This is a genomic window from Janthinobacterium foliorum, from assembly GCF_978021625.1.
In genome coordinates, this window is record NZ_CDXDQE010000017.1 from 106,309 (window position 1) to 132,095 (window position 25,787).

Genomic DNA, 25,787 nt, shown 5'->3' on the forward strand with positions numbered 1-25,787 from the left:
AGCGCTAAATCCTTTAAAATAGCAGGTTATAAGAAAATTCCCGGAAATTCGCGGAATATTCACGCTCGAAGTTTCAGTTTCAGTTTTTAGTTTCATTAACAACGCCCGGCAAAATCGTCGCGAGCGGAAGGGAGGGGTGGCTGAGAAGCGCTGCCGTACGAAGGTACGGTGCGCATCGCGAGCCGCCTGTACCGACGCGCAGCAGGTTTTGCCAGGCGTCTTCAGAGGATGAATAATGTCAATATCCAGCACCGAAGAGATCGTCGCTGAATTGCGCGCCGGCCGCATGGTGATACTGGTCGATGAAGAAGACCGGGAAAATGAAGGCGACCTGGTGCTTGCCGCCGATTTTGTCACGCCTGAAGCCATCAATTTCATGATCACGCATGCGCGTGGCCTGGTGTGCCTGACCCTGACGGAAGAGCGTTGCGACGAGCTGAACCTGTCGATGATGACGTCGCGCAACGGCACTGCGTATGGCACCAACTTCACCGTGTCCATCGAAGCGGCCGAAGGCGTGACCACGGGTATTTCCGCCGCCGACCGCGCCAAGACCATCCAGGTCGCCGTGGCCAAGGGCACGCAGCCCAGCGATATCGTCCAGCCTGGCCATATCTTCCCCCTGAAAGCGCAAAAGGGCGGCGTGCTGATGCGCGCAGGCCATACGGAAGCCGGCTGCGACCTGACGGCCATGGCCGGCTTGACGCCCGCCTCCGTGATTTGCGAAATCATGAAGGATGACGGCACCATGGCGCGCCTGCCGGACTTGCTGGTATTTGCTGAGCAGCATGGATTGAAAATCGGCACTATTGCCGACCTGATCCATTACCGCAGCCAGACGGAGTCCCTGGTCGAGCGCGTTGCCGAGCGCACCCTGCACACGGCGCACGGTGAATTCCGTTTGATCGCCTTCCGCGACAAGCCCAGCGCGTCGGCCCACCTGGCTCTCGTGCATGGCGACCTGGCCCCTGGCCTGGAAGCCCTGGTGCGCGTGCACCAGCCCGTTTCCCTGCTGGACGTGCTGGAAAGCGAGGCGACCACCCACTCGTGGACGGTGGCCGCCTCGATGGCCGCCATCAAGCAGGCCGAGCGGGGCGTGATGGTCTTGCTGAACTGCGGCGAAACGTCGAGCGAGCTGTTTGCCCAGTTCGCCGCGCTGGACACGCCGCAAGCCAAGCCGAAAGGCCGCGCTGCCAGCATGGACCTGCGCAGCTACGGCATCGGCGCGCAAATCCTGCGCGACCTGGGCGTGAGCAAGATGCAATTGCTGGCCAGCCCCCGCAAGATGCCGTCGATGGTCGGTTTCGACCTGGAAGTGACTGGTTTTCAGTGCCATCCAGGCCAGACGCGTGACTAAATAGCCTGCGCGCCGTTATTTGCGGCCTGCGATGCTCACTGTGCCTTCGTACAGTTGCGCTTCTCGGCCACAAATCACTGCCGCTCGCGACGATTTTGTCAGGCGTCGATGTGAGAGTAAACGAAGGCGGCATGTGAGTGTCGCCCTGAACCACCAGATTAAAGAGGCATATGATGAGCGTAGGAACGTATGAAACCAATTTTGCCGGCGAAGGTTTGCGCGTCGGTATCGTCCAGGCACGATTCAATGAAATCGTCGGTGGTGGCTTGCTGTCGGCATGCCTGGAAGAGTTGAGCAAGCTGGGCGTGGCCGATGAAGATATCCTGCACGTGACCGTGCCGGGCGCCCTGGAAATCCCACTGATTCTGCAAAAAATGGCGGAAACCGAACAATTCGACGCCCTGATCGCACTGGGCGCCGTGATTCGCGGTGAAACCTACCACTTCGAGCTGGTATCGAACGAATCGGGCGCGGGCATCACGCGCGTCGGTCTCGATTACGGCATCCCCATCGCCAACGCCGTGTTGACGACGGAAAACGACGAGCAGGCGGAAGTGCGCATGCTGGTCAAGGGAGCGGAAGCGGCACGCGTGGCAGTGGAAATGGCTAATCTGGCGCAAGCGCTGGAAGAGTTGCAGGACACCGACGAAGACTAAGCGCGTATGACAAGAATGCCATGGCTGCGTTGCAAGGCCTTGCGGTACTGTCGTACTGTCTTCGGCCTCGCACCTCGCCCCGACATCCTTCTCACGCACGCTTGAACTGTGGCTGCGCTGCCTAAAAGCGCGCCGCAGTGTCTCGTCGGAATTTGTAGTGAACACGTACTTAAGAACAGGTAACAATCATGACTGAGAAAAATTTGCTCGCCAATCCCAGCAAGAACCGCACGCCGCGTCACCGCGCGCGCGAGTTTGCGCTGCAGGGCTTGTACCAGTGGCTGCTGAACAATGAAGATGCGACCACCGTGGTGAACAATATTCGCGCCGCGCACGGTTTCGACAAGGCCGACGGCGATCATTTCACGGTGCTGCTGTACGGCGCCATCAAGGATTCGCTGGCGCTGCGCGAAAGCATGGCACCATTGATCGACCGTAATATCGCGGAACTGTCGCCGATCGAACATGGCATCCTGCTGATCGGCGCATTCGAGCTGAAGAACAACATGGAAATTCCGTACCGCGTCGTCATCAATGAGGCGGTCGAGCTGGCCAAGTCGTTTGGCGGCATCGATGGCCACAAATATGTGAACGGCGTGCTGGACAAGCTGGCAGTGAAATTCCGCGAGGAAGAAGTCAACGCCAGCAAGCGCAAGTAAATGAGGCTTACATCCTGCGGCAGGCGCCGCAGGAATGCAAAAAGGGCAGACTGCAAAGTCTGCCCTTTTTTGTTGCGCGTGTTGTGCAGTCACGCCTCGGTGCCGCTTCTCGCCAAGGACGGCAGGATGATAATGCTAAGCAAAAAAAAGCCACCGCACGCAAACGCCGGTGGCTTTTTTCCGGATGCCCCTGTGAGGGCTTTTAAAGGGTCACAGGCCGGCGATCTCGTTGTGCGGCAATACTTTGATGGTGATGCTGCCGCTTTCCTTCGGCAGGGCAGGCGCCTGGGAAGGCGCTGGCGTGTTCGACGCCATCACCGGCGTCGTGGTGGGCACGCGCTGGCCGGCGGACACTTGCTTCAGGCGGCGGTACTCGGCCAGCACGCGCGAGCCGTAGCCCGAGTCGGTGGCGAAGTTGGCAGCGCCCACATAGGTTTTCAGGCCCGCTTCGACGGAACCGCCACGCGTGACGTAATCTTTCAGGATCAGCGAGCCGACACGGATGTTGGCCACCGGATTCAGGGCAGCTTGCACGCCGCCCATTTCCTGGAAGCGCTCGTGATGGATCTTCGACATGACCTGCATCAGGCCTTGCGCGCCGACCGGGCTTTCCGCGAACGGGTTCAGACCCGATTCGATGGCCATCACGGCCAGGATCAGCAGCGGGTCCAGCTTGATTTCACGCGCCGTCAGGTAAGCCGTCGAGACGAGCATATTGGTCGCGTCGTTGGCCACGCGGTAGCGCTTGGAGAGCCAGTCGGTCACCCATTGCTGCTGCTTTTTCGTGCCCAGCAGGGCTTTTTCTTCCTTGGTCAGCGGTGCTTCGTTGATCACGGCCGTTTGCACGGAAGCGGGCGCTTCCATCAGTGCCGACAGGGCCGGTGCCTCGACGGCTTGTGCCTCTGCCATTGGCAGCGGGAACAGGCTGTGCGTCAGTTGCTTGCCCAGTTCAGGGCGGAACATCAGCAGGGCGATCAGTGCCAGTGCGGAAATGCCAAAAACGGTCAGAGTGTGTTGCGCCGTGGTCAAAACGCCACGTGCCGAGATGGCTTGTGCGCGGGCGCGCAAACGCGCCAACGCTGGCTGGCCAGCCACGGTTGAAGCAGGCAAAGCTGCTTCGGTGCTACGATGAGTCATAGAGTTCCCCGAAATGTCGCGTCAACAGGCAGTCCCTCCGCGGTCTCGCGGTGTTGTGGGTACTGCCAATGCCGTGCATCAGAAATATCATCGTTTCCGCCGCGTATGGATGCGTGCGAGAAACGCCGTCATTGCTTGCTTGAGCTGATCGGTCCACATTGGTATTGGATCAGTCGCAATACAACTTTTACCGGGGGTAAGGCAGACGCCTTTTGAAAACACTCCTTAAAATGTCATGTGGAGCCCCGACTCCGTGAATGAGAGAGAGACGCTAAAATCAAGCCTTGGGCCGGCGTCCTCTTTCAAGTTGGGCGAATTGTAGAAGCCGTTTTATATCAAGTCAATACTAACGAATCGATTCTTTATTACTTTTATGTCTTACTTTTTGACTTGCATTGTGCCAAAAGCCAATAAAATCAATTACTTGGCATAGATCCTTCAGCAACGGCGTCCGACGTCAAAAAAAATTAAAAACACATGAAATATTCAGATTTGCGAGATTTTATTTCTCAACTGCAACAAATGGGTGAACTTAAGCCCATTTCGACGCCTGTTTCACCATATTTGGAGATGACGGAGGTTTGCGACCGCACCTTGCGCGCGGGCGGGCCGGCCCTGCTGTTCAATCATCCGACGGGACACACGATGCCGGTGCTGGGCAATCTGTTCGGCACCACGCGCAGGGTGGCGCTGGGCATGGGCGCCGAGGATGTCAGCGAGCTGCGCAAGATCGGCCATGTGCTGGCGCGCCTGAAGGAGCCGGAGCCGCCGAAGGATTTCAAGGATTTGCTGGGCCTGGGCTCCCTGGTGAAATCCGTGTGGGACATGTCGCCGAAGGAGCTGCGCGGCGCCAAGTGCCAGGAAATCGTCTGGGAAGGCAATGATGTCGACCTGGCGCGCCTGCCCATCCAGCATTGCTGGCCCGGCGACGTCGCCCCCCTGATTACCTGGGGCCTGGTGATTACCAAGGGCCCCAACAAGAAGCGGCAAAACCTGGGGATTTATCGCCAGCAAGTGCTGGGGCGCAATAAGGTCATCATGCGCTGGCTGGCCCACCGTGGCGGCGCGCTGGACTTCCGCGAGCACGCCATCCAGAGCAAGGGCAAGCCGTATCCGATCGCCGTCGCGCTGGGCGCCGATCCCGCTACTATATTAGGTGCCGTGACGCCGGTGCCGGACAGCCTGTCCGAATACCAGTTCGCCGGCTTGCTGCGCGGCAGCCGCACGGAGCTGGTGAAAGCCATCGGCAGCGAGCTGCGCGTGCCCGCGTCCGCCGAAATCGTGCTCGAAGGCCATATCTATCCTGACGAAAACCACCCGAGCGGCTATGAGCACGCGCTGGAAGGGCCGTATGGCGACCACACGGGCTACTATAATGAGCAGGACAGTTTCCCCGTGTTTACCATCGACCGCATCACCATGCGCCGCGACCCGATCTACCACTCCACGTACACGGGCAAACCGCCGGACGAGCCGGCCGTGCTGGGCCTGGCCCTGAACGAAGTGTTCGTGCCGCTGCTGCAAAAACAGTTCAGCGAAATCACGGATTTCTACCTGCCGCCCGAAGGCTGCAGCTACCGCATGGCCGTGGTGCAGATCAAGAAGCAGTACGCGGGCCACGCCAAGCGCGTGATGTTCGGCGTGTGGAGCTTTTTGCGCCAGTTCATGTATACCAAGTTCATCGTGGTGGTCGACGAAGACGTGAACATCCGCGACTGGAAAGAGGTCATCTGGGCCATCACCACGCGCGTCGACCCCATCCGCGACACCACCCTGGTCGACAACACGCCGATCGACTACCTGGACTTCGCCTCGCCGATCAGCGGCCTGGGCAGCAAGATGGGCATCGACGCGACCAATAAATGGCCGGGCGAGACGACGCGCGAGTGGGGCACGGTAATTGCCATGACGCCGGAAGTGAAGGCGAAAGTGGATGGCATCTGGCAGGAACTGGGGCTGTAGGTACTGCGCAGGGCGGATTGGCGCTGGCGCGTAAGCCGACGTTGCGGCGCTTGCAAGCCCATGGCCCGCATACTCAGCTGTGTCGGCTGACGGCCTGCGGCCTGAGCCGACCTACGCCTGCTGTCGGCGCAACGCAAGCGGAGAGCCCGGATTTTGCCTTGGGGTTTGCATGTTCACGCAGCGACTTCCCCAATCTTGCGCAGACCGGGTATAATGGTCCCCGGCGGGCCCCTGCGCATCGTGGCATGGCTAACCTGGTCAGGTCGGGAACGAAGCAGCCACGGCTATTAACCATGAGTGCCGCAGATCAGGCTCGCCTCCTTCGGGAATGTTTTATCAGGATCATCAATCAAGCTGCCATGGGCAGCTTTTTTGTTTTATGGTCGCCTTTTCGCGCCGCCCCGCAGCCTTGCCGGACTTGCCGTGTTTTCCATATTTCCAGCTGGCCATGTTATACAATTGCTGCTTTGCCGCGTTTGCCAGTGTAGTCTGGCCCGGCCATGAGGCTTGCGCCCGCGGCGCAGGATCACCCGCAAAATCGCATGGTAAAATCTCAGCATGTCCTATCAAGTCCTCGCCCGTAAATACCGCCCCAAGAATTTCGAGACGCTCGTCGGCCAGGAGCACGTCGTGCGCGCGCTCACGCATGCCTTGCACAGCGGCCGATTGCATCACGCCTACCTGTTCACGGGCACGCGCGGCGTCGGCAAGACGACCCTTTCGCGCATCCTGGCCAAGTCGCTCAATTGCATCGGCCCCGACGGCACGGGCGGCATCACGGCCCAGCCGTGCGGCCAGTGCGAAGCGTGCACGGCGATCGACGCGGGACGCTTCGTCGACTATATAGAGATGGATGCGGCGTCGAACCGCGGCGTCGATGAAATGGCGCAGCTGCTCGAGCAAGCCGTGTATGCGCCGAGCAATGCGCGCTTCAAGGTCTACATGATCGATGAGGTGCACATGCTGACGAACCACGCCTTCAATTCCATGCTGAAGACGCTGGAAGAGCCGCCCGAGCACGTCAAATTCATCCTGGCGACGACGGACCCGCAAAAGATACCCGTCACCGTGCTGTCGCGCTGCCTGCAGTTCAACCTCAAGCAGATGCCGCCCGGCCACATCATCAGCCACCTGGACAATATCCTCGGGCAGGAGGGCATCGCCTTCGAGCAGCCGGCCTTGCGCCTGCTGGCCCAGGGCGCCCACGGCTCCATGCGCGACGCGCTGTCGCTGACGGACCAGGCCATCGCGTATGCGGCCGGCGAAGTGACGCTGGATGCCGTGCAAGGCATGCTGGGCGCGCTCGACCAGTCGTATCTGGTGCGCCTGCTCGACGCGCTGGCGCAGCAGGATGGCGCCGATCTGCTGGCCGTGGCCGACGAGATGGCTTCGCGCAGCCTGTCCTACAACGGCGCCCTGCAAGACCTGGGCACCTTGCTGCACCGCATTGCGCTGGCGCAAACCGTGCCGGCCGCCTTGCCGCAGGATCTGCCCGAATACGCGGACATCGTGCGCCTGGCTGGCGCTTTCGATGCGGAAGAAGTGCAGCTGTTTTACCAGATCGCCGTGCATGGCCGCAATGAACTGGGCCTGGCGCCCGACGAATACGCGGGCTTTACCATGACCTTGCTGCGCATGCTGGCCTTTCGGCCCGGCATAGGCGGTGCCGATGGCGTGCCGGCCGCGGCGCCGGCGTCGGCCCCGGGCAACCGTCCCGCCGCCGTGGCCGCCGCGCGCGCCGCCGCCGGTGCCTCGGCGCCCGCCGCCCGTGCCGCCACGAACAGCATGGCCAGCCATGCCGCCGTGACCCCGCCTGCCGTGGTGGCCGCCGCTGCCGCCAGCGTGGCGCGCAGCGAGGCACCGCCGCCACGCGCGCCGGCGCCGGCACCGGTTGCGCCGCCGCCCGCCATGCCGCCTGCGGCTGCTGCGGCCGCCCCGGCAGCATCGGGCGCACCCATCAGCTCCGCCCGCGCCGCCATCAATGCGGCGCTGGAAGCGGCACGTGCCGCCTCGAAAGGCCGTCCGGGCAGCGCGCCATCGGCGCCATCGTCCGCACCGAAGCCGGCTGCCGCCCCTGCACCGGCAGCGCAGCCTGCCGCCGCCGCACCCGTGGCACCGGCCGCACCCGCTCAGGCCGCGCCACCGCCGCCACCCGCCGCCGCCAAGGCCCCCGCGCCATGGGACGATGCGCCACCTGTCGCCGTGATGGACGCGCCGCCAGCGGCGCCGCTGCAGCCAGCCCGCCAGGCGCCGCAGCCTCAGCAGGCGCCCGCCGATGACGACCTGCCGCCGTGGGTGACTGAATTTTCCGACGACAGCGCCTCGGCCGCCATCGCCGCGCCAGCCGGTATGCCCGCCGCGCAAGGCAGCGAACAGCCCGCCGTCGTCATGCCGCAGCGTGCCGCCAAGCAAGCCGCGCCCAGTGCACCGTACGTGATCACGCCCGTGCCGGGCCTGGACTGGGACGGCAACTGGCCGGCCGTGGCCGCCGTCCTGCCCCTGCGCGGCGTGGCCCAGCAGCTGGCCGTGCAGGCCGAATTGATCGAATGCCTGCATGACGGCCACAGCACCACGTTCCGTTTGCGCGTGCCCATCGATACGTGGCGCAGCCCTGCCAACGTGGAAAAACTGGCGGCCGCCCTGAGCGAGCGCTTCGGCCGCAAGGTGGCCGTTGACACGGAACTGGGCGCCGTCTGGTACACGGCCAGCGCGGAAGCGCAGGCGCACCGCGAGGCGTGCCAGCTGCAAGCGGAAGCAACCATCGCAAGCGATCCCTTCGTGCTCGACATGAAGCGTGCATTCGACGCTTTTGTCGTGCCGGGAACGATTACCCCTGCACCGGCCGGCGCCGCCGCGCCGACCCTGCATTGATGATTACCACACTCACAAACTGAATTAAACGGAGCATTCTTATGATGAAAAATCAACTGGCTGGCCTGATGAAGCAGGCGCAAGCAATGCAAGACAACATGAAGAAGGCGCAGGAACAACTGGCGCTGGTGGAAGTGGAAGGCCAGTCCGGCGCCGGCCTGGTGAAAATCGTCATGACCTGCAAGAACGACGTCAAGCGCGTTTCCATCGACCCATCCTTGCTGGCCGACGACAAGGACATGCTGGAAGACCTGGTGGCCGCCGCCTTCAACGACGCCGTGCGCAAGGCGGAAGCGACGTCCGCGGAAAAAATGGCAGGCTTGACTGGCGGCATGAACTTGCCAGCCGGCTTCAAAATGCCATTCTGATGCACGACCGCATGCGCCCGATCCATGGCGCGGGACAGGGTTGATCCATGTCCAAGTCGCTTGAATTCCTGACCGAGGCGCTGCGGCGCCTGCCCGGCGTCGGCCCCAAGTCGGCGCAGCGGATGGCATTTCATTTGTTGCAGCACGATAGGGAAGGCGCGGCCATGCTGTCGCGCGCCCTGTTCCAGGCCGTCGATGCCGTGCATCACTGTGGCCTGTGCAACACCTTTACCGAACACGAAGTGTGCGAGACCTGTCTCGACGACGAGCGCGACAAGCGCCTGCTGTGCGTGGTGGAAACGCCCGCCGACCAGCTGATGATCGAGCAGACCTTGACCTACAAGGGCCTGTATTTCGTCCTCATGGGAAGGCTCTCTCCGCTCGATGGCATCGGCCCGAAAGATATCCATCTCGAGAAACTGCTGAATCGCGCCAACGATGGCGTGGTCGGTGAAGTGGTGCTGGCCACCAACTTCACGAATGAAGGCGAAGCGACGGCCCACTACATCAGCGAAATGCTGAAGGCGCGCGGCTTGCGCGTGAGCCGGCTGGCCCGCGGCGTGCCCGTGGGCGGCGAACTGGAATACGTCGACGCGGGCACGATCGCCCGCGCGATGCTCGACCGCAGGGCAACCTGAGCACAACATGACAGCATCCTCCGCGACCACTGCCGCCGATGAAAAACCCTTGGGGCAGGAGTCTTGCCCTGCAGGGCAAGACAGTACGCAGGCAGGCGGCATGCCGCCTGAAACCCCTGCTTTACCTTTAAAAGGCATCAAAGTCCTGGAACTGGGCACCCTGATCGCGGGGCCGTTCTGCGCCCGCATGCTGGCCGAATTCGGCGCCGACGTGATCAAGATCGAGTCGCCCGACGGCGGCGACCCCATACGTACCTGGCGCGTGCTGAAGGACGGGACTTCGCTGTGGTGGTCGGTGCAGGCGCGCAACAAGAAAAGCCTCACGCTGAACCTGAAGGCGCCGCAAGGGCGGGCAATTGCCCGCCAGCTGGCGCTGGAAGCGGACATCATCATCGAGAACTACCGCCCCGGCGTGCTGGAAAAATGGGACCTCGGCTACGAGCAGCTCAGGCAGATCAAGCCTTCCCTCATCATGGTGCGCCTGTCCGGCTTTGGCCAGACGGGACCGATGAAGGACTTGCCCGGTTTCGGCGCCATCGGCGAGTCGATGGGCGGCTTGCGCTATGTGTCCGGCTTTGCCGACCGCCCGCCCGTGCGCGTGGGCGTGTCCATCGGCGATTCCGTGGCGGCCCTGCATGGCGTGATCGGCGCCATGATGGCCCTGCGCCACCGCGACGTGACGGGTGGCGCGGCCTCCGGCGAAGGGCAGATGGTCGACGTGGCCCTGTATGAATCCGTGTTCAACCTGATGGAGTCGCTGGTGCCCGAATACGACCAGGCCGGCGTGGTGCGCGAGCGCACGGGCGGTTCCCTGCCCGGCATCGTGCCATCGAACACCTACACGACGGGCGATGGCGAGAACATCGTCATCGCCGGCAACGGCGACGCCATCTTCAAGCGATTGATGCTGGCCATGGGCCGCATCGACATGGCGGGCGACCCGCAGCTGGCGCGCAACGATGGGCGGGTGGCGCGCACGCAGGAAATCGACGACGCCATCGGTGCCTGGTGCGCCACGCACACCATCGATAGCGCGCTGGCCGTGCTGAAGGCGGCAGACGTGCCGGCCGGTAAAATTTACTCCGTGCGCGACATGTTGAGCGACCCGCAATTCCTCGCCCGTGACATGTTCGAACAACACCATTTCGCCGACGGCACGCCCGTCAAACTGCCCGCCATCAGCCCGAAACTGTCCGCCACGCCGGGCAAGACGCAGTGGCTGGGGCCGGCCCTGGGCCAGCACAACGACGAAGTGCTGGCGTCGCTGGGCTATGACGCGGCCGCCATTGCGCGGCTCAAGGCCGACGGGGTGGTGTAATTCGCCATTCACCCACAGCATTGAAGCCGGGGTCCCACCCGGCGGTTCTGACCCCGGAATTTGCTTCCCGACTTATTTGATACCGATCATGCCTCCATTGTTCCGCACCGCGCTTGCCCTGGCATCCGCCGCCATCTTTCTCTCCGCCTGCGCCAGCATCCCCCGCGATGCGCCGATCGCCGGCCTGCGCCTGATCGGCGAACAGCGCATCGCCCTGAAGCAGCCGTTCGAGGGCACGACGGTGGGCGGCTTGTCCGGCATCGATTACGATGCGGCCAGCGCTACCTGGGTGATGGAAAGCGATGACCGCTCGGAAATCAATCCGGCCCGCTTCTACCGCGCCACCTTGTCCTACGACAGCGAGAAATTCTCCGGTGTGACCTTGAATAGCGTGCATTTCTTCACGCAGCCGGACGGCAGCCGCTATCCGAACCTGGCGCACGCGCGTCTGGACAAGGGCGACGAAGTGGCCGATATCGAGAGCATCCGCGCCGACCCCCGCGACGGCAGCGTCTGGTACAGCAGCGAAGGCAACCGCAAGGTGGGCCTGCATCCGTTCGTGCGCCACGCGGACCGCGATGGCAAGTTCCTGGCCACCTTGCCGACACCGGCCATGTTCAATGTCTCGAAGGAAGAGGTCGGCTCGCGCAACAACATGAGTTTTGAAGGCTTGTCCTTCTCGCCGGACGGCAAGAGCTTGTGGCTGGGCATGGAAGCGGCCCTGTACCAGGATGGCCCGCTGGCCACGCCCGACCACGGCTCCGTGGTGCGCATCACGCGCCTGGACCGCGCCGGCGCCGTGCTGGGCCAGTATGCCTATCCGCTTGACGCCGTGGCCTCGCGGCCCGCGCCGGGGCGCGAGGCGGACAATGGCGTGTCGGAAATCCTCGCCGTGAACGACCATCAGGTGCTGGTGGTGGAGCGCGCCGGCGTGGCAAACGCGGATGGCCTCTACGCCAACCACGTGCGCGTGTACGAGATGGAGACGCTGGGCGCCACGGATATCCAGGCGCTGCCCGCCTTGACGGGCGCGACGTATGTGCCGGCGCGCAAGCGATTGCTGCTGGACCTGGAACAGATCGGCCTGGCCAGGGTCGACAATCTCGAAGGCATCAGCTGGGGGCCGCGCCTGGCGAATGGCCGCCGCAGCCTGGTGATGATTTCCGACGATAACTTCAACCCGCAGCAAGTCACGCAAATCCTCGCCTTCGAAGTACTCTAGCATCCACGTTGATGACCTGGCCCGCCTGCCGGGCCAGCATGGCCGTGATGGTGTCGTGCGGCGACGGGTGGCCCAGGAAATATCCCTGGGCCATGTCGCAGCCGTACTCCTCCAGCATCAGCAACTGCTCGTCCGTTTCAACGCCTTCGGCCACCACCACCATTTTCAAGCCATGCGCCATGGCGATGATGGCGCGCGTGATGGCCGCGTTTTCCGCATCCTGCGGCAGGCCGGCGATAAAACTCTTGTCGATTTTTAATGCCCGCACGTCGAAGCGTTTTAAATAATTCATCGACGAATAACCCGTGCCGAAGTCGTCGATGGACAGGTACACGCCGATGCCGCGCAGTTGTTCCAGGGTCACCATGGTGGCGCGCGCGTCGTCCATCAATGTCCCTTCCGTCAATTCCAGCTCCAGCAGGCGCGCGTCGAGGCCCGTGTCGGCCAGCGCCGACAGCACGATCTGCATCAGGTTTTCATCCTTGAACTGCTTGGCCGACAGGTTCACGGCCATGCGGATGGCCCGCCCGCCATCGCTTTGCCACGCCTTGGCCTGGTTGCACGCCGTGCGCAGCACCCATTCGCCGATGGGCACGATCAGGCCCGTCTCTTCGGCCAGGGGGATGAATTCCGTGGGCGAAATGATGCCCCGCTCGGGATGGCGCCAGCGCACCAGCGCTTCCACGCCGACGATCTGCGTGCTGGGCACGTCGATCTGCGGCTGGTACAGCAAGTACAGCTCATTGTTCTGCAAGGCCTTCCTTAGCCCCACTTCCATCTTGACGTGGCTCATGATTTCCATCGTCAGCGATGAGCTGTACAGCTTGGCGTTGTTCTTGCCGCAGTTCTTCGCGTGGTACATGGCCGTGTCCGCATATTTCAGCAGTGAATTGCAATCCTCGCCATCTTCCGGATACAGCGAGATGCCGATGCTGGCCGTGACGAAAATTTCGTGTCCTTCGATCATGAAGGGCCGGCGCATGGCTTCCTTGACCCGGTGCGCCACGTTGAGCGCATCTTCCACCCGCTCCAGGTCGGGAATTAAAATCGTGAATTCGTCGCCGCCCAGGCGCGCCAGGTTGCTGCCACCCGAGATGGGCTCGAATTCGTGTTCGGCGCGCAGCACCAGGTCGCTGGGGCGGATGGTTTCGCGCAGGCGTTCGGACACCACCTTGAGCAAATGGTCGCCCACGTCGTGGCCCAGGGTGTCGTTGATGCGCTTGAACGCATCGAGGTCCATGAACAGCACGGCGAATTTCTTGTCGTGTTCTTTCGAGCGCACCAGTTCCCGTTCCAGGGTTTCCAGGAAGGCTTGCCGGTTGGGGATGCCCGTCAGGCTGTCGCAGTAGGCGAGGCGGCGGATCTGTTCTTCCGTGCGCTTGCGCTCGCTGATGTCGCGCACCAGGCCCAGCACTTCGTCGGCGCCCGTCGCCACCAGGCGCGCCTCGAAGTGGCGCGTGCTGTCGGCGTGCGTGAGCGTGTAGTCGACGGAGCCGATGTGCTGCGTGGCCAGCACGGCATGCGCCTTGTCCAGCAGCCGCGCGGCGATCTCGGGCGGCAGCACGTCGCGGATGTGGCTGCCCACGCAGTTATCGATGGAAAAGCCCGCGCTGGCGTCGTGGCCCTGTTCGTAGTCCAGATAAAAGCCTTCGCGGTTGAGGCGGAAGAAGGTGTCGGGGATGGCGGCCAGCACGGCGCGGTTGTGCGCGTCGGCGATGCGCAGGCGGGCGATGGCGTCGCTGGCACGCAGCACGTACAGCACGCGGTGGCCCAGGATGGGCCAATTGATGGGCTTGGAAATGAAATCCGTGGCGCCCACTTCATAGGCGCGCGTGACGGCTTCCAGCTCGTCGCCGCCCGTGACCATGATGATGGGCACGGTGCCGCCCACTTCCTGGCGGCGGATTTCGCGGCACACGGCAAAACCGTCCAGGGCCGGCATGTCGACGTCGAGCATGACCAGGTCCGGCCCGCTGTGCTTGTAGCTGGCCAGCGCCTGCAGGCCATCCTCGGCCTCGATCACGTCCAGCCCCACTTGCGTGAGCATCTGCCGCATCAGCAATCGCATCACGGGATCGTCGTCGGCCACCAGCACCAGGCCGCGCGGGGAAGGGAGGGGCGCTGTCATGTCAGTGTTCCTTCACGAGGATGGCGCTCAGCGATTCGCGCACCGCCAGGAATGCCTGCTGCATGTCCTGCAGCAGCGGCGCCGCGCCTTCCGTGCTGCCGGCACGGCCCAGTTTTTCCATCTCCTTGCACAGTTGCGCCAGCCCATCGGCGCCCACGTTGGCGCTGCCCGATTTCAGGCTGTGCGCCACCTTGCGCAGCGCTTCCGCGTCCGTCCGGACGATGGCTTCGCGCATGGCCGCCAGCTGGCGCGGCGTCTCGCCGGTAAACGCCAGGATCACCCGTTCCAGCAGCGCATCGCCCTCCGTGCCGGACAGGGCGCGGATGTTTTCCAGGGCCTGCCGGTTGAGCTGCAGTGCCGCTGTTGCCAACGGCGGCGCTGGCTGCTGCGGTGCCGGCTTGTCCGCTTTCTCCGGCGGCTCTGCCATCTCCGGCTGCTCGCTGTGGTGCACGGTGGCCGCGCGCGGCAAGGTGATCCAGCGCGCGATGGTGTGGCCCAGGTCCTGCTGCGTGAATGGCTTGCTCAGGTAATCGTCCATGCCGGCCGCCAGGCAGGCTTCGCGGTCGCCCTGCAGCGCATTGGCCGTGATGGCGACGATGGGCAGCACGCGCGCGTGGCCGCACTGCTGCTCATGGCGGCGGATTTCCGCCGTGGCCGCGAAGCCGTCCATCACGGGCATCTGGCAATCCATCAGGATCAGGTCGAAATCCTCGGCCTGCGCCGCGTGCAGCGCTTCCTCGCCGTTGCGCGCGCAGACCACGTCCAGACCCAGGCTGTCGAGCATGGCCAGCGCCACTTCCACGTTGACGGGATTGTCTTCGGCCAGCAGCACGCGGCGGCGCTGGCGCCGGCCCACCTGGCGCGCCGTGTGCGGCGGATGGATGCGCAGGCTGTCGCTGGCGCGCGGCGGCGTGACGATGCAGTCGAACAGGTCGCATTCACGGGCCGGCTTGATCAGCTGGAAGGCCACGCCCGCCTCGCGCCGCTGCACGGGATCGGCCGCGCCCTGTTCAGTACTCAGCAGCAGTAACTTCAGGTCGGCCAGCAGCGGGTCGCTCTTGATGGTGGCGGCCAGGGCCAGCCCGCTGGTGCGCGGCAATTCCATGTCGAGCAGGGCCACGGCATACGGCGTGCCCGCCTGCGCGGCCGTGCGCAGGCGCTCGAGGCAGTCGCTGGCCGTGCCGGCGCTGTCGCTGACGATGTGCCAGCTGGCCAGCTGCCGCTCCAGCACGGCGCGCGTGGCGGGGGTGTGGTCGACGATCAAGGCGCGTAATCCTCGCGTGGTTTTCAGATTGAAGGACGGGTCGTCGCTGTCGACGCGCCGCTTATCGAAATTTACTTCGAACCAGAAGATGGAGCCTTGCGTTAAAGCATTGTCAACGCCGATAGTTCCGCCCATCAATTCCACCAGCTGTTTCGAGATCGTCAGGCCCAGGCCCGTGCCGCCATGCTTGCGCGTGGTCGAGCCATCGGCCTGCGAGAACGATTCAAAGATGCGGCTCTGCGCCTCGCTGGACACGCCGATGCCCGTGTCATGCACTTCGAAGCGCAAGCCCACGCTGGGCGCATCCTCGCTGCACACTTCCACCTTCACCGTCACCTTGCCCGTTTCCGTGAACTTGATGGCGTTGCCCAGCAGGTTGACGATGATCTGGCGCAGGCGGTTCGGGTCGCCGCAGATGGCGATGGGAATGTCGTTGGCGATGTCGAATTCCAGGCAGATATTCTTCGCTTCCGCCTGCGGCGCGAAGACGTGCTCGATGTCGTCGAGCAGCTCGCGGAAGTTGAAACGGATGTATTCCACGCTGAGCTTGCCCGCCTCGATCTTGGAAAAATCGAGGATGTCGTTGATGATCACCAGCAAATTCTGGCCCGAGCGCTGCACCATGCTCGTGTAGTGGCGCTGCTGTGCCGTCAGCGGGCTGGCCAGCAGCAGCTCCGTCATGCCCAGCACGCCATTCATGGGCGTGCGGATTTCATGGCTCATGGTGGCGAGGAAGGCGCTCTTCGCCTGGCTGGCCGCCTCCGCCGCATCCTTGGCCTTTTCCAGCTGCGCCGTACGCACGCCCACCTGGCGCTCGAGCTGGTCGCGGTAATTGGCCAGGGTGCTGTCGCGGCTGTCGATCTGCGCCAGCATGTCGTTGAAACTGTCGATCAGCACGCCCAGCTCGTCGCTGCGCTGGTGCGCGATGCGGTGGCTGTAGGTCTGGCTGCTGGAGACCTTCTGCGCCGTGTCGATCAGTTTGGTGATGGGCTCGGCGATCACGCTCTTGAAGCGCCGCGCCAGGAACACGGCGATGAGGAAGGACAGCATGGTGGCGCCGCCGATGGCACCCACGTGGCGGCCGATGTCGCGCCACATGTGGTTCAAGTCCGCTTCGATCAGCACGACGCCGATGAACTTGGGCACCTTGTCCTGCGTCCAGTAGACGGGACGGTACAGCCGCATGGCGGGCGACAGCCTGCCACCGGTGGCTTGCGCCATGCTTTCCGTTGCCAGGTCGGCCAGCAGGGCCGGCGCCAGGTCGGCCAACGGCGCCAGCCCCTGCGCATGCTGCGGCGCGCGGTACTGGGCCAGCAGGCGGCCGCCGGCGTCGAACAGGGCCGCCTGGGCGATCTCGTCGCGCGCGCCCAGCGCCGCCAGTACCTGTTCCGCCTGCGCAGGTTTGCCCGCCAACATGGGCGCCGCGCTGGCCGCGCCGATCACGCCCGCCAGCGACAGCAGTTGCTTGCCTTCGTCATCCTTGTGGCTGAGCACGGACGTCAGCGCAAACGCCACGAACACCAGCAGCAGCGCGCAGCCCGACGACAGCACCGAGATCATGGTCAGTTTCTGGCTGATGCTGGAGCGTTGGAAATTGAACATGGCTGCGGCGCTTCTCCGGTCGACCCGTTGGCTGTTTTTTAATTCCTACTGGAAAAATATAGACGCGAAGACCCACCCTGATGTTGATGTGGGTCTAAGGGAGGAGAGGGGAGGGGAACTTATAAGAGAGGAAATAAAAAGGGCGGTCTCACGAGACCGCCCTCAAATTATTGCTGAGCAACAACACCTGATCCAGCCGTAGCGAGCGGAAGGGAGAGGTGGCCGAGAAGCGCAGCCGTACTGTAGTACGGTGAGCATCGCAAGCCGCCTATGCCGACGCGCAGCAGGCTGGGTCAGGTGTCCGCTAACAGCAGCCGCCGCGCTTGCCGGCCCCGCCGTAGCGGGCTTCCTGCCGTTCGCGGAAGAACTCTTCATACGTCATCATCGGCTCGCCGGGATGGGTCACTTCCCGGTGCGCCACGTAGGTGTCGTACTCGGGCAAGCCGCACATCAGCCGCATGCTTTGCCCCAGGTAGCGTCCAGCCTTGATGATTTCGTCGATCATCATTGCACCGTGGGCATGGCCTGGAACGGCGTTTCCTTGGTGCTCGGGCGGCTGTCGGCGCGCGCCTTCAAGATGGTGCGGATGCCGAAAAACAGCACGCTGACGACGACGATCACGAAGAAGGCAGCCAGGCCGGCGTCCAGGTAGTCGTTGAAGATGATCTGCTGCATCTGCGCCACGGACTTGGCCGGCGCCAGCAGGGTGCCTTCGTCGAGTGCCGCCGAGTATTTCTTCGCATGCGCGAGGAAGCCGACGCGCGGGTTGGCGTCGAAAATCTTTTGCCAGCCGGCCGTCAGGGTGCACAGCAGCAGCCAGATGGTGGGCAAAATCGTCACCCATGCGTACTGTCCCCGCTTCATCTTGAATAGCACGCAGGTGCCGAGGATCAGCGCAATGGCGGCCAGCATCTGGTTGGCGATGCCGAACAGCGGCCACAGGGTGTTGATGCCGCCCAATGGATCGACGACGCCCTGGTACAGGAAGTAGCCCCAGGCCGCCACGCACAGGCCCGTGGCCAGCAGGTTGGCGATGACGTTTTCCGTCTGTTTCAGCGCTGGCACGAAGCTGCCCAGCAAGTCTTGCAGCATGAAGCGGCCGGCCCGCGTGCCCGCATCGACGGCCGTCAGGATGAACAGCGCTTCGAACAGGATGGCGAAGTGGTACCAGAAGGCCATCATGGCCTTGCCGCCGATGGCGCCCGAGAGGATCTGCGCCATGCCGACCGCCAGGGTCGGCGCGCCGCCCGCGCGCGAGATGATGCTGTGCTCGCCAACGTCCTTGGCCGTCTGCGTCAGCATCTCCGGCGTCACGTAGAAGCCCCATTGCGAGATGGCTTGCGCGGCCGACTCCGCCGTGGTGCCGATCAGGGCGGCCGGGCTGTTCATGGCGAAATAGATGCCTGGCTCGATGGTCGAGGCGGCCACCAGGGCCATGATGGCAACAAACGATTCCATCAGCATGGCGCCATAGCCGATGAAGCGGGCATGGCTTTCGTTTTCAATCATCTTCGGCGTGGTGCCCGAGGAAATCAGCGCGTGGAAGCCGGACACGGCGCCGCAGGCAATCGTGATGAACAGGAAGGGGAACAGATTGCCCGACCAGACGGGACCGGAGCCATCGATGAACTTGGTCATGGCCGGCATTTTCAGGTAGGGCGCGACGACGATGATGCCGATGGCCAGGCCCAGGATGGTGCCGATCTTCAGGAAGGTGGACAGGTAGTCGCGCGGCGCCAGCAGCAGCCACACGGGCAGCACGGACGCGATGAAGCCGTAGCCGATCAGCATCCACGTCAGTTCCGTGCCCGTGAACGTGAACATCGGGCCCAGCACGGCGGATTCCTGCACGTACTGGCCGCCGATGATGGCCAGCATCAGCAGCACAAAGCCGATGATGGAAATTTCGCCGATGCGGCCGACGCGGATGAAGCGCGAATACACGCCCATGAACAGGGCGATGGGAATCGTCGCCATCACGGTGAAGCTGCCCCATGGCGAGCCCGTCAGCGCCTTGACGACGATCAGTGCCAGCACGGCCAGGATGATGACCATGATCATGAAGCAGCCCAGGAGCGCAATCATGCCGGGAATTTCGCCCAGTTCAGCCTTGATCAGGTCGCCCAGCGAGCGGCCGTCGCGGCGCATGGAAATGAACAGCACGATGAAATCCTGCACGGCGCCCGCAAACACGACGCCGGCCAGTATCCACAGCATGCCGGGCAGGTAGCCCATCTGCGCGGCCAGCACGGGGCCGACCAGGGGACCGGCGCCGGCAATCGCCGCGAAATGGTGGCCGAACAGCACATATTTATTCGTCGGCACGTGGTCCAGGCCATCGTTGTGCTTGAAGGCGGGCGTCATGCGGCGCGGGTCCAGGCTCAGCACCTTGTCGGCGATGAACAGGCTGTAGAAACGGTAGGCGATCAGGTAGACGCAGACGGCGGCGATGACGATCCAGATCGCGCTGATCGGTTCGCCGCGTTGCAGGGCGACGACGCCCAGGGACCCGGCACCGGCCAGCGCAAGCGCTGCCCAGCCGAGCTGTTTGAAAATGCGGTTCATGCTTCCTCCAGAGATTGACGGGCGCTGTGCCGTGCGATGATGTGTGCTGCGAGCCTGGTCGTCGCCAGTTTGGTGTGCATCGGGTGCGTCCGCAGCTTATGGCTAGTATTCAGGAACCGTATAATCGTGGCAAGCGCACGACTACGCAGTAACGCTCAGTATTACTACGCAGGCCGAACACGGCGCCGCGACGTAAAATCACGCATTTCCACCCGCATCGACGCCGCCGGAGCGCGCCAGGCCATGAAACTCAGACAGAAAGTCATCTTCCTGGCCATCACGCCGCTGATCCTGGCCCTGTGCGCCATCGCTTTTGCCGTGCGGCACCAGGCGAATACCCTGGCCGAGCAGCAGCGCGCCACCATCCAGCAAGCCTACCTGGCCAGCAAGGAAGCCGAACTCAAGCATTACGTGACCCTGGCCAGCCATTCCATCGCGCAGCTGTACCAGTCGGGGCGCAAGGATGCCGCCACGCAAGAGCAGGCCAAGCGCATCCTCGCCTCGCTCAGCTATGGCGACGACGGCTATTTTTTCATCTACGATTTGCAGGGCAAGTCGCTGATGCATCCGCGCCAGCCCGAGCTGGTGGGACAGAACCTGTGGGACTTGCGCGACGCCGAGGGCAATCTCACCATCCAGCGCCTGATGCAGCGGGCGAAGAGCGGCGGCGGCTTCGAACGCTACAACTGGATCAAGCCGTCGACCAACAGATCCGCGCCCAAGCTCGGCTATGTGATCCTGATGCCGGAATGGGGCTGGATGATGGGCACCGGCATCTATATGGATGACGTGGACCAGGCGCTGGCCCAGGTCGATGCCCAGCAGTCGCGCAATATCCGCTCGACCATGGAATTGATCGCCGGCATCGCCATCCTCGGTTCCCTGCTCGTGGCTGCCTGCGGCCTGGTGCTGAACCTGCGCGAATTGCGCGTGGCCGACGCCAAGCTGAAAGTGCTGGCGCAGCGCGTGGTGGAGTCGCAGGAAGAAGAGCGGGCACGGCTGTCGCGCGACTTGCATGACGGCATCAGCCAGTGGCTCGTGTCCATCAAGCTGCAGATCGAGGCGGGCATTGCGCGCCTGGGCGGCAACGCCGAGCAAAAGGACAAGGCGCCAGCCACCTTCGAACGGGCCGCCGAGCAGCTCAACAAGGTGCTCGGCGAAGTGCGGCGCATTTCGCACAACCTGCGCCCGGCCATCCTCGACGACCTGGGCCTGGCCGCCGCGCTCGACCACCTGGTGCACGAATTCAATGACAGCAGCAGCGCGCAAGCCAGTTTCACGGCCAGTCCGGCCACGGCCGGCGAAGGCTTGCCGGACATGGTCAATACCGTGCTGTTCCGCATCGCCCAGGAAGCGCTGACGAACAGCGAGCGCCATGCGCACGCCAGCGCCGTCGAGGTCAGCCTGCATGAAGCGGGCAAGGCGGTGGAATTGCGCATCGCGGATAACGGCGGCGGCTTCGATTTCGACGGCATCGCCCTGCATCCGCAGCGCGGCATTGGCCTGCGCAACATGACGGAACGCATGGAAGCCATTGGCGGCAGCCTGCACATTGCGTCCTCGCCGGCCGGCACCCTGGTGCTGGCCCGGCTCGGCCTTCCTTCCACCCACTAATTTAAGAGAACCATGAGCGACACGATCAGAATTTTGCTGGTGGACGACCACCCCCTGGTGCGTGACGGCCTGCGCGCGCGCCTGGAAGCGGTGGCGCATTTCGACGTGGTGGCCGAGGCGGGCGGCGCCGACGAGGCGCTGGCCCAGGCGCGCCTGCACCAGGTCGACCTGGTGTTAATGGACATCAACATGCGCGGCACGAATGGGATCGAAGCGACGGCCCTGTTCAAGCAGGCGTTTCCGCAGATTGCCGTGCTGATCCTGTCCATGCACGACAAGCTGGAATATGTGTCGCAGGCCTTGCAGGCGGGCGCGCGCGGCTATGTGCTCAAGGATGCGCCAGGGAAAGATATCGTCGTTGCCATCGAGACGGTCATGTCCGGCGGTATCTATTACAGCGCGGCCCTGGCGCGGCAGCTGTCGCGTCCGCAAGTGCACGATTCCTTTCTCACCACGCGCGAGCAGCAGGTGCTGCAGCACATCGCGGCGGGCCAGTCGAACAAGCAGATTGCCCGCGAGCTGGACCTGAGCGTGCGCACGGTGGAAACGCACCGTCTGAACATCAAGCGCAAGCTGGGCATCGAAGGGCAGGCCGAACTGATCAAATATGCGGTCGAGCACGCGCAATTCGACGGCGGCGGCGCCTGAACGCCAGCCGCGCGCAGCACAGTGTTTTTTTTCAAACCCGCATGGCAGGCGGCTCTTCCGGGGGAATGTTTTTTTTGAACATTTATTGCCAATATTAAACTGTTTCGCGGGTGAGATTCGGATAGAATGATTCTTCGCTGTCGAAATGGCATCCCTGTCGGGCCAGGGTTGCCAATGCTGGTCAGTTTATTTACTATGGCGCCCTACCCACACTGAGATACCGATGTCAGCGTCTGAATCAAACCTGTTTCCTTTGGTGGGATTACAAGCAGTTGCCAATGCTCATAACGAGTGGGTTGCTGTCACCTTGCATGTACCGCAGCCATCGACGGCGCCGCTCATGACGGCGCTGGCCGCCGCAGATGCGTACGCTTTCCTGGCACCGCTCGACTGCATCATTCCCCTGGCCGACCCGCATGGCGTGGACGAAGCCATATTGGCGCAACTGGCGCCGCGCCGCACCATTTTCCGTTTGCCGGCGCACTTCGCCGACGACAAGCAGATCCAGAAAAAATGCCAGCAGTGGCGCGACGCCGGCTATCGCATCGTCCTCGACGGGCCTGGCGCCGGTCCCGTGGCGGCGGCGCAGGTCGAGGCGCGCGCGCTCGCCATCGACGCGGCCGGTGAACTGCCGGGCCTGCATCAATTGCTGCCTTTGCCGGGGCCGCACCTGGCCTACAACATCGGCGACGCCCGCCGCCACGCGGCCTTGCAGGAGCTGGGCGTGAGCTGGTTCGCCGGCGACTATGCCTTGCACCATGCGCGCCACCAAAGCGAGCCAGAAGACGCCACCTCGCGCAAGCGCCTGCTGGCGCTGCTGGGCCTGCTGGCCCGCGATGCCGACGCGCACGAGCTGGAAGTGCCGCTCAAGCAAGATCCCTCGCTCAGCTATCATTTGTTAAAACTGGTCAATTCGGCCGCCTTCGGTTTTTCGGCGCCGATCACCAGCTTCAGCCAGGCCATCACCTTGCTGGGCCGTCGCCAACTGCAGCGCTGGCTGCAACTGCTGCTGTATGCGCGCCAGCAAGACGATGGCAAGATCCACGCGCTGCTGCCGCTGGCGGCCGTGCGCGCGGCGCAGATGGAAGCGCTGTGCCAGCTGCGCGGCGGCGACCGCGACGCGCAGGACCTGGCCTTCATGGCGGGCGTGTTTTCCCTGCTGGACATTTTGCTGGGCATGCCCATGCAGGACATCATCGCCACCCTGAACCTGGCGCCCGCCGTCAGCGCCGCCTTGCTGGAGCGCAGCGGCGAGCTGGGCACCCTGCTGGCGCTGGTGGAAAGCAGCGCGCCGCCCCCCGAAGGCTTGCGGCGCGCCGGCATCGATGGAGAAACTTATTGGCGCAGCCTGCTACAGGCTTACCAATGGGCCATCCAGGTTAGCCGGAATCTGTAGCATGACCTTGCTGCCGGTGTCGGATTACCTCAGTGATAGCGCCGCCCTGTGCGACGCCGTCGTGCGCTTGCGCGGCCCCGCCCTGATGGCCGAGCTGGGCCGCATCGCCTGCGCCGTGATGGCCAGCCCGTATTGCCAGTTCCTGCCCGCAACTAGCGCCGATGCGGCCGCGCCGCCCGCGCCGTTTGCGCGCGACACGCCTGCCTTGCTGCAGGAAGTCAGCTTCGACGGCCATTGCTACGGCCACTATGCCGTGGCCGGCCGCAGGCTGTACAACGATGCCGACCGCCGCCACCTGGCCAGCCTGGCCTCCCTGACGGCTGGCGTGCTGCAAGTGCATTCGCTGGCGCAGCGCTCGACCCATGCTTACGCACAAGTCGAAGCCTTGCTGGCGCAGCAGACGCAAATCCTCGACCAGCTGCACGAATCCGTGTTGACGATGGACTTGACGGGCTACATCACCAGCTGGAACAAGGGCGCCGAACGCCTGTTCGGCTACACCTCGGTGGAAGCCGTGGGCCGCAACATCCTGTTCCTGTACGACGATGAAGACACGGGCTTCCACGACGCTTTCCTGGAGCAGGGCGGGCGCCTGATGGAGGTGCGGCGCCGAAAGAAGTCCGGCGAGGTCTTCTGGGCCAGCCTGTCCTTGTCGCCGCTGCAGGACATGGACGGCAAGCCCATCGGACTCATCGCCTACCTGACGGACATCACCGAGCGCAAGCTGGCCGAAGAGCGCCTGCACCACCTGGCCTACTACGATCCGCTGACCAGCCTGCCCAACCGCACCCTGCTGGCCAAGCTGGTGGATCAGGCCCTCTCCGTGGCGCAGCGCAGCAAGATGCTCGGCTGCGTGCTGTTCATCGACCTGAACCGTTTTAAGCTGATCAACGACACCCTGGGCCGGCGCATCGGCGATGAATTGCTGCGGCAAGTTTCCCTGCGTTTCCGCCAGGCCCTGCGCGACCAGGACCTGGTGGCGCGCCTGGGCGGCGACGAATTCGCCGTCGGCCTGTTCGACATCGGCCAGCATTTCGAAGCGAGCATGGTGTCGCAAAAACTGCTGGCCTCGCTGGTGGAGCCGTTCTTGATCGAAGGCCACGACCTGCGCGTGGGCGCCAGCATCGGCATCAGCGTGTATCCGCAGGACGGGCAAGACGCGGAGACCCTGCTGCGCCTGGCCGACATCGCTATGTACCGCGCCAAGCAGGACAGCGGCGGCGAAGCGGAAAGCGTGGCCTTCTACAGCCAGGACATGAACCTGGGCATGCAGGCGCGCATGCGCCTGGAAACCGGCCTGCGCCAAGCGTTGTCCGAACAGCAATTGCTGCTGCATTACCAGCCGAAATACGCCCTGGCCAGCGGCCGCATCATCGGCGCCGAAGCGCTGGTGCGCTGGCACCACCCTCAGCACGGCATGATCCCGCCCGCCGAATTCATCCCCCTGGCCGAATCGACGGGCCTGGTGGTGCAAGTGGGCGAATGGGTGCTGGAAGCGGCCTGTGCCCAGGCGCAAGCGTGGAAACTGGCCGGCTTGCCGCCGATCCGCCTGGCCGTGAACGTCTCCGCCCGCGAATTCACGGCGGCCCTGCCCGCCAGGGTAGCGGCCACCCTGGCCCGCTACGGCCTGGAAGCGGACTGGCTGGAGCTGGAAATCACGGAAAGCACCCTGATGCACAACATCGAAAGGGTGATCGGCATCATGGACCGCATCACGGCGCTGGGCGTGGCCCTGTCGCTGGACGACTTCGGCACCGGCTATTCCAGCCTGTCCTATTTAAAACGCTTCCCCATCGATACCCTGAAGATCGACCGTTCCTTCACCACCGGCATCCCCACCGACGCCAGCGACTGCGCCATTGCCAGCACCATCATCAGCATCGCCCAGCAGCTGCACCATAAAGTGATCGCGGAAGGCGTGGAAACAACGGAACAGCTGGCCTTCCTGAAAAGCTCGGGCTGCGACGAGGTGCAGGGCTATCTGTTTTCGCGGCCCCTGCCGGCAGGGGAGTTCGAAAAGGCGCTGCGGGCGAACTGGGGCATGTGAGGCTTTGGGCTGGGTACTGGCGCAGGCATGGAACCCACGGGCGGAGGGCCGGGGTCTGCCCCCGGAGCTTGCTTTGGGGCTTAAATGTGCGGCACTGACCACGCGCCATTGGTAAGCCACGGACCTTTATGTATAATGCTGCCATCTGGAAGCGTGGCCGAGTGGTTGAAGGCACTAGTCTTGAAAACTAGCGACGGGTTAAACTGTTCGTGAGTTCGAATCTCACCGCTTCCGCCAAGTACATAAAAACTTCGTGAGTATACTCAACCTATATTCCACCGAATTTCATTGAAAATCAACGACTTAGCTTGATTTTCATCCCTCCGAATCACAGA

At 63.5% G+C, this 25,787-nt stretch carries 18 protein-coding genes, 1 tRNA gene and 1 other RNA gene; 15 read left to right on the forward strand and 5 right to left on the reverse strand.

Annotated elements, in window-relative coordinates:
• The first annotated feature begins 235 nt into the window (after positions 1-235).
• The 3 genes from ribBA to nusB all read left to right on the forward strand — a co-directional run bounded on the left by ribBA (position 236) and on the right by nusB (position 2,672).
• Complete coding sequence (ribBA, locus tag ACZ92H_RS26775; RefSeq protein WP_131378894.1) at positions 236-1,357, forward strand: bifunctional 3,4-dihydroxy-2-butanone-4-phosphate synthase/GTP cyclohydrolase II; 1,122 nt, start codon at positions 236-238, stop codon at positions 1,355-1,357.
• 173 nt (positions 1,358-1,530) lie between these two features.
• Entirely contained in the window at positions 1,531-2,013 is a 483-nt protein-coding gene (ribH, locus tag ACZ92H_RS26780; RefSeq protein WP_034786791.1) for a 6,7-dimethyl-8-ribityllumazine synthase, read from the forward strand.
• Between the two features lie 188 nt (positions 2,014-2,201).
• Entirely contained in the window at positions 2,202-2,672 is a 471-nt protein-coding gene (gene nusB, locus ACZ92H_RS26785) for a transcription antitermination factor NusB (RefSeq protein ID WP_465051597.1), read from the forward strand.
• Between the two features lie 210 nt (positions 2,673-2,882).
• Here nusB and ACZ92H_RS26790 read toward each other — a convergent pair whose 3' ends face one another.
• Positions 2,883-3,809, reverse strand: coding sequence for a transglycosylase SLT domain-containing protein (locus ACZ92H_RS26790; protein ID WP_465051595.1), 927 nt, complete (start codon positions 3,807-3,809; stop codon positions 2,883-2,885).
• 477 nt (positions 3,810-4,286) lie between these two features.
• Here ACZ92H_RS26790 and ubiD point away from each other — a divergent pair, with 477 nt between their 5' ends.
• The 7 genes from ubiD to ACZ92H_RS26825 all read left to right on the forward strand — a co-directional run bounded on the left by ubiD (position 4,287) and on the right by ACZ92H_RS26825 (position 12,188).
• Positions 4,287-5,771 (forward strand): 4-hydroxy-3-polyprenylbenzoate decarboxylase, encoded by a 1,485-nt coding sequence (gene ubiD, locus ACZ92H_RS26795; RefSeq protein ID WP_465051593.1) that lies wholly within the window; start codon positions 4,287-4,289, stop codon positions 5,769-5,771.
• 222 nt (positions 5,772-5,993) lie between these two features.
• Positions 5,994-6,092, forward strand: an RNA gene (gene ffs / locus ACZ92H_RS26800) — signal recognition particle sRNA small type.
• A 237-nt stretch (positions 6,093-6,329) separates the two neighbouring features.
• Positions 6,330-8,642: a DNA polymerase III subunit gamma/tau gene (locus tag ACZ92H_RS26805; RefSeq protein WP_465051591.1), complete on the forward strand. Its 2,313-nt coding sequence runs from the start codon at positions 6,330-6,332 to the stop codon at positions 8,640-8,642.
• Between the two features lie 41 nt (positions 8,643-8,683).
• On the forward strand, positions 8,684-9,010 hold the full coding sequence (locus tag ACZ92H_RS26810; protein ID WP_034759121.1) for a YbaB/EbfC family nucleoid-associated protein: 327 nt from the start codon (positions 8,684-8,686) through the stop codon (positions 9,008-9,010).
• A gap of 47 nt (positions 9,011-9,057) precedes the next feature.
• Positions 9,058-9,648, forward strand: coding sequence for a recombination mediator RecR (gene recR / locus ACZ92H_RS26815; protein ID WP_092800624.1), 591 nt, complete (start codon positions 9,058-9,060; stop codon positions 9,646-9,648).
• Between the two features lie 100 nt (positions 9,649-9,748).
• The gene (locus ACZ92H_RS26820; RefSeq protein ID WP_465051675.1) at positions 9,749-10,966 is read left to right on the forward strand and encodes a CaiB/BaiF CoA transferase family protein; all 1,218 of its coding nucleotides are present in this window, start codon (positions 9,749-9,751) and stop codon (positions 10,964-10,966) included.
• 88 nt (positions 10,967-11,054) lie between these two features.
• The gene (locus ACZ92H_RS26825) at positions 11,055-12,188 is read left to right on the forward strand and encodes an esterase-like activity of phytase family protein (RefSeq protein WP_465051588.1); all 1,134 of its coding nucleotides are present in this window, start codon (positions 11,055-11,057) and stop codon (positions 12,186-12,188) included.
• On the opposite strand, the gene ACZ92H_RS26830 is transcribed toward ACZ92H_RS26825, so the two are convergent.
• The 4 genes from ACZ92H_RS26830 to ACZ92H_RS26845 form a co-directional block, all read right to left on the reverse strand.
• Entirely contained in the window at positions 12,157-14,316 is a 2,160-nt protein-coding gene (locus tag ACZ92H_RS26830) for a putative bifunctional diguanylate cyclase/phosphodiesterase (RefSeq protein WP_131378889.1), read from the reverse strand. The two genes, ACZ92H_RS26825 and ACZ92H_RS26830, sit on opposite strands and share 32 nt — an antisense overlap.
• Before the next feature lies 1 nt (position 14,317).
• Positions 14,318-17,182 (reverse strand): hybrid sensor histidine kinase/response regulator, encoded by a 2,865-nt coding sequence (locus ACZ92H_RS26835; protein ID WP_465051585.1) that lies wholly within the window; start codon positions 17,180-17,182, stop codon positions 14,318-14,320.
• Positions 17,183-17,486: 304 nt separating this feature from the next.
• Entirely contained in the window at positions 17,487-17,687 is a 201-nt protein-coding gene (locus ACZ92H_RS26840) for a YbdD/YjiX family protein (protein WP_010396213.1), read from the reverse strand.
• Positions 17,687-19,747, reverse strand: coding sequence for a carbon starvation CstA family protein (locus tag ACZ92H_RS26845; RefSeq protein WP_131378887.1), 2,061 nt, complete (start codon positions 19,745-19,747; stop codon positions 17,687-17,689). Before ACZ92H_RS26845 ends, ACZ92H_RS26840 begins: the two co-directional genes overlap by 1 nt.
• A 243-nt stretch (positions 19,748-19,990) precedes the next feature.
• Here ACZ92H_RS26845 and ACZ92H_RS26850 point away from each other — a divergent pair, with 243 nt between their 5' ends.
• From ACZ92H_RS26850 to ACZ92H_RS26870, 5 genes are all read left to right on the forward strand, one after another.
• Positions 19,991-21,361 carry a cache domain-containing protein gene (locus ACZ92H_RS26850; RefSeq protein ID WP_465051582.1) on the forward strand — a complete coding sequence of 457 codons (1,371 nt, stop codon included), beginning with the start codon at positions 19,991-19,993 and terminating at the stop codon, positions 21,359-21,361.
• Positions 21,362-21,373: 12 nt separating this feature from the next.
• On the forward strand, positions 21,374-22,009 hold the full coding sequence (locus ACZ92H_RS26855) for a response regulator transcription factor (protein ID WP_131378885.1): 636 nt from the start codon (positions 21,374-21,376) through the stop codon (positions 22,007-22,009).
• Positions 22,010-22,316: 307 nt separating this feature from the next.
• Positions 22,317-23,405, forward strand: coding sequence for an EAL and HDOD domain-containing protein (locus ACZ92H_RS26860; protein WP_465051581.1), 1,089 nt, complete (start codon positions 22,317-22,319; stop codon positions 23,403-23,405).
• A 1-nt stretch (position 23,406) separates the two neighbouring features.
• The gene (locus ACZ92H_RS26865) at positions 23,407-25,452 is read left to right on the forward strand and encodes a putative bifunctional diguanylate cyclase/phosphodiesterase (RefSeq protein WP_465051580.1); all 2,046 of its coding nucleotides are present in this window, start codon (positions 23,407-23,409) and stop codon (positions 25,450-25,452) included.
• 147 nt (positions 25,453-25,599) lie between these two features.
• Positions 25,600-25,689, forward strand: a tRNA-Ser gene (locus ACZ92H_RS26870).
• Positions 25,690-25,787: the final 98 nt, after the last annotated feature.

Excerpts from the sequence above, each read along its gene's own strand:
- ribBA (WP_131378894.1), top strand. The coding sequence starts at position 236 with ATGTCAATATCCAGCACCGAAGAGATCGTCGCTGAATTGCGCGCCGGC.
- ribH (WP_034786791.1), top strand. The coding sequence starts at position 1,531 with ATGAGCGTAGGAACGTATGAAACCAATTTTGCCGGCGAAGGTTTGCGC.
- nusB (WP_465051597.1), top strand. The coding sequence starts at position 2,202 with ATGACTGAGAAAAATTTGCTCGCCAATCCCAGCAAGAACCGCACGCCG.
- ACZ92H_RS26790 (WP_465051595.1), bottom strand. The coding sequence starts at position 3,809 with ATGACTCATCGTAGCACCGAAGCAGCTTTGCCTGCTTCAACCGTGGCT.
- ubiD (WP_465051593.1), top strand. The coding sequence starts at position 4,287 with ATGAAATATTCAGATTTGCGAGATTTTATTTCTCAACTGCAACAAATG.
- ACZ92H_RS26805 (WP_465051591.1), top strand. The coding sequence starts at position 6,330 with ATGTCCTATCAAGTCCTCGCCCGTAAATACCGCCCCAAGAATTTCGAG.
- ACZ92H_RS26810 (WP_034759121.1), top strand. The coding sequence starts at position 8,684 with ATGATGAAAAATCAACTGGCTGGCCTGATGAAGCAGGCGCAAGCAATG.
- recR (WP_092800624.1), top strand. The coding sequence starts at position 9,058 with ATGTCCAAGTCGCTTGAATTCCTGACCGAGGCGCTGCGGCGCCTGCCC.
- ACZ92H_RS26820 (WP_465051675.1), top strand. The coding sequence starts at position 9,749 with ATGCCGCCTGAAACCCCTGCTTTACCTTTAAAAGGCATCAAAGTCCTG.
- ACZ92H_RS26825 (WP_465051588.1), top strand. The coding sequence starts at position 11,055 with ATGCCTCCATTGTTCCGCACCGCGCTTGCCCTGGCATCCGCCGCCATC.
- ACZ92H_RS26830 (WP_131378889.1), bottom strand. The coding sequence starts at position 14,316 with ATGACAGCGCCCCTCCCTTCCCCGCGCGGCCTGGTGCTGGTGGCCGAC.
- ACZ92H_RS26835 (WP_465051585.1), bottom strand. The coding sequence starts at position 17,182 with ATGTTCAATTTCCAACGCTCCAGCATCAGCCAGAAACTGACCATGATC.
- ACZ92H_RS26840 (WP_010396213.1), bottom strand. The coding sequence starts at position 17,687 with ATGATCGACGAAATCATCAAGGCTGGACGCTACCTGGGGCAAAGCATG.
- ACZ92H_RS26845 (WP_131378887.1), bottom strand. The coding sequence starts at position 19,747 with ATGAACCGCATTTTCAAACAGCTCGGCTGGGCAGCGCTTGCGCTGGCC.
- ACZ92H_RS26850 (WP_465051582.1), top strand. The coding sequence starts at position 19,991 with ATGAAACTCAGACAGAAAGTCATCTTCCTGGCCATCACGCCGCTGATC.
- ACZ92H_RS26855 (WP_131378885.1), top strand. The coding sequence starts at position 21,374 with ATGAGCGACACGATCAGAATTTTGCTGGTGGACGACCACCCCCTGGTG.
- ACZ92H_RS26865 (WP_465051580.1), top strand. The coding sequence starts at position 23,407 with ATGACCTTGCTGCCGGTGTCGGATTACCTCAGTGATAGCGCCGCCCTG.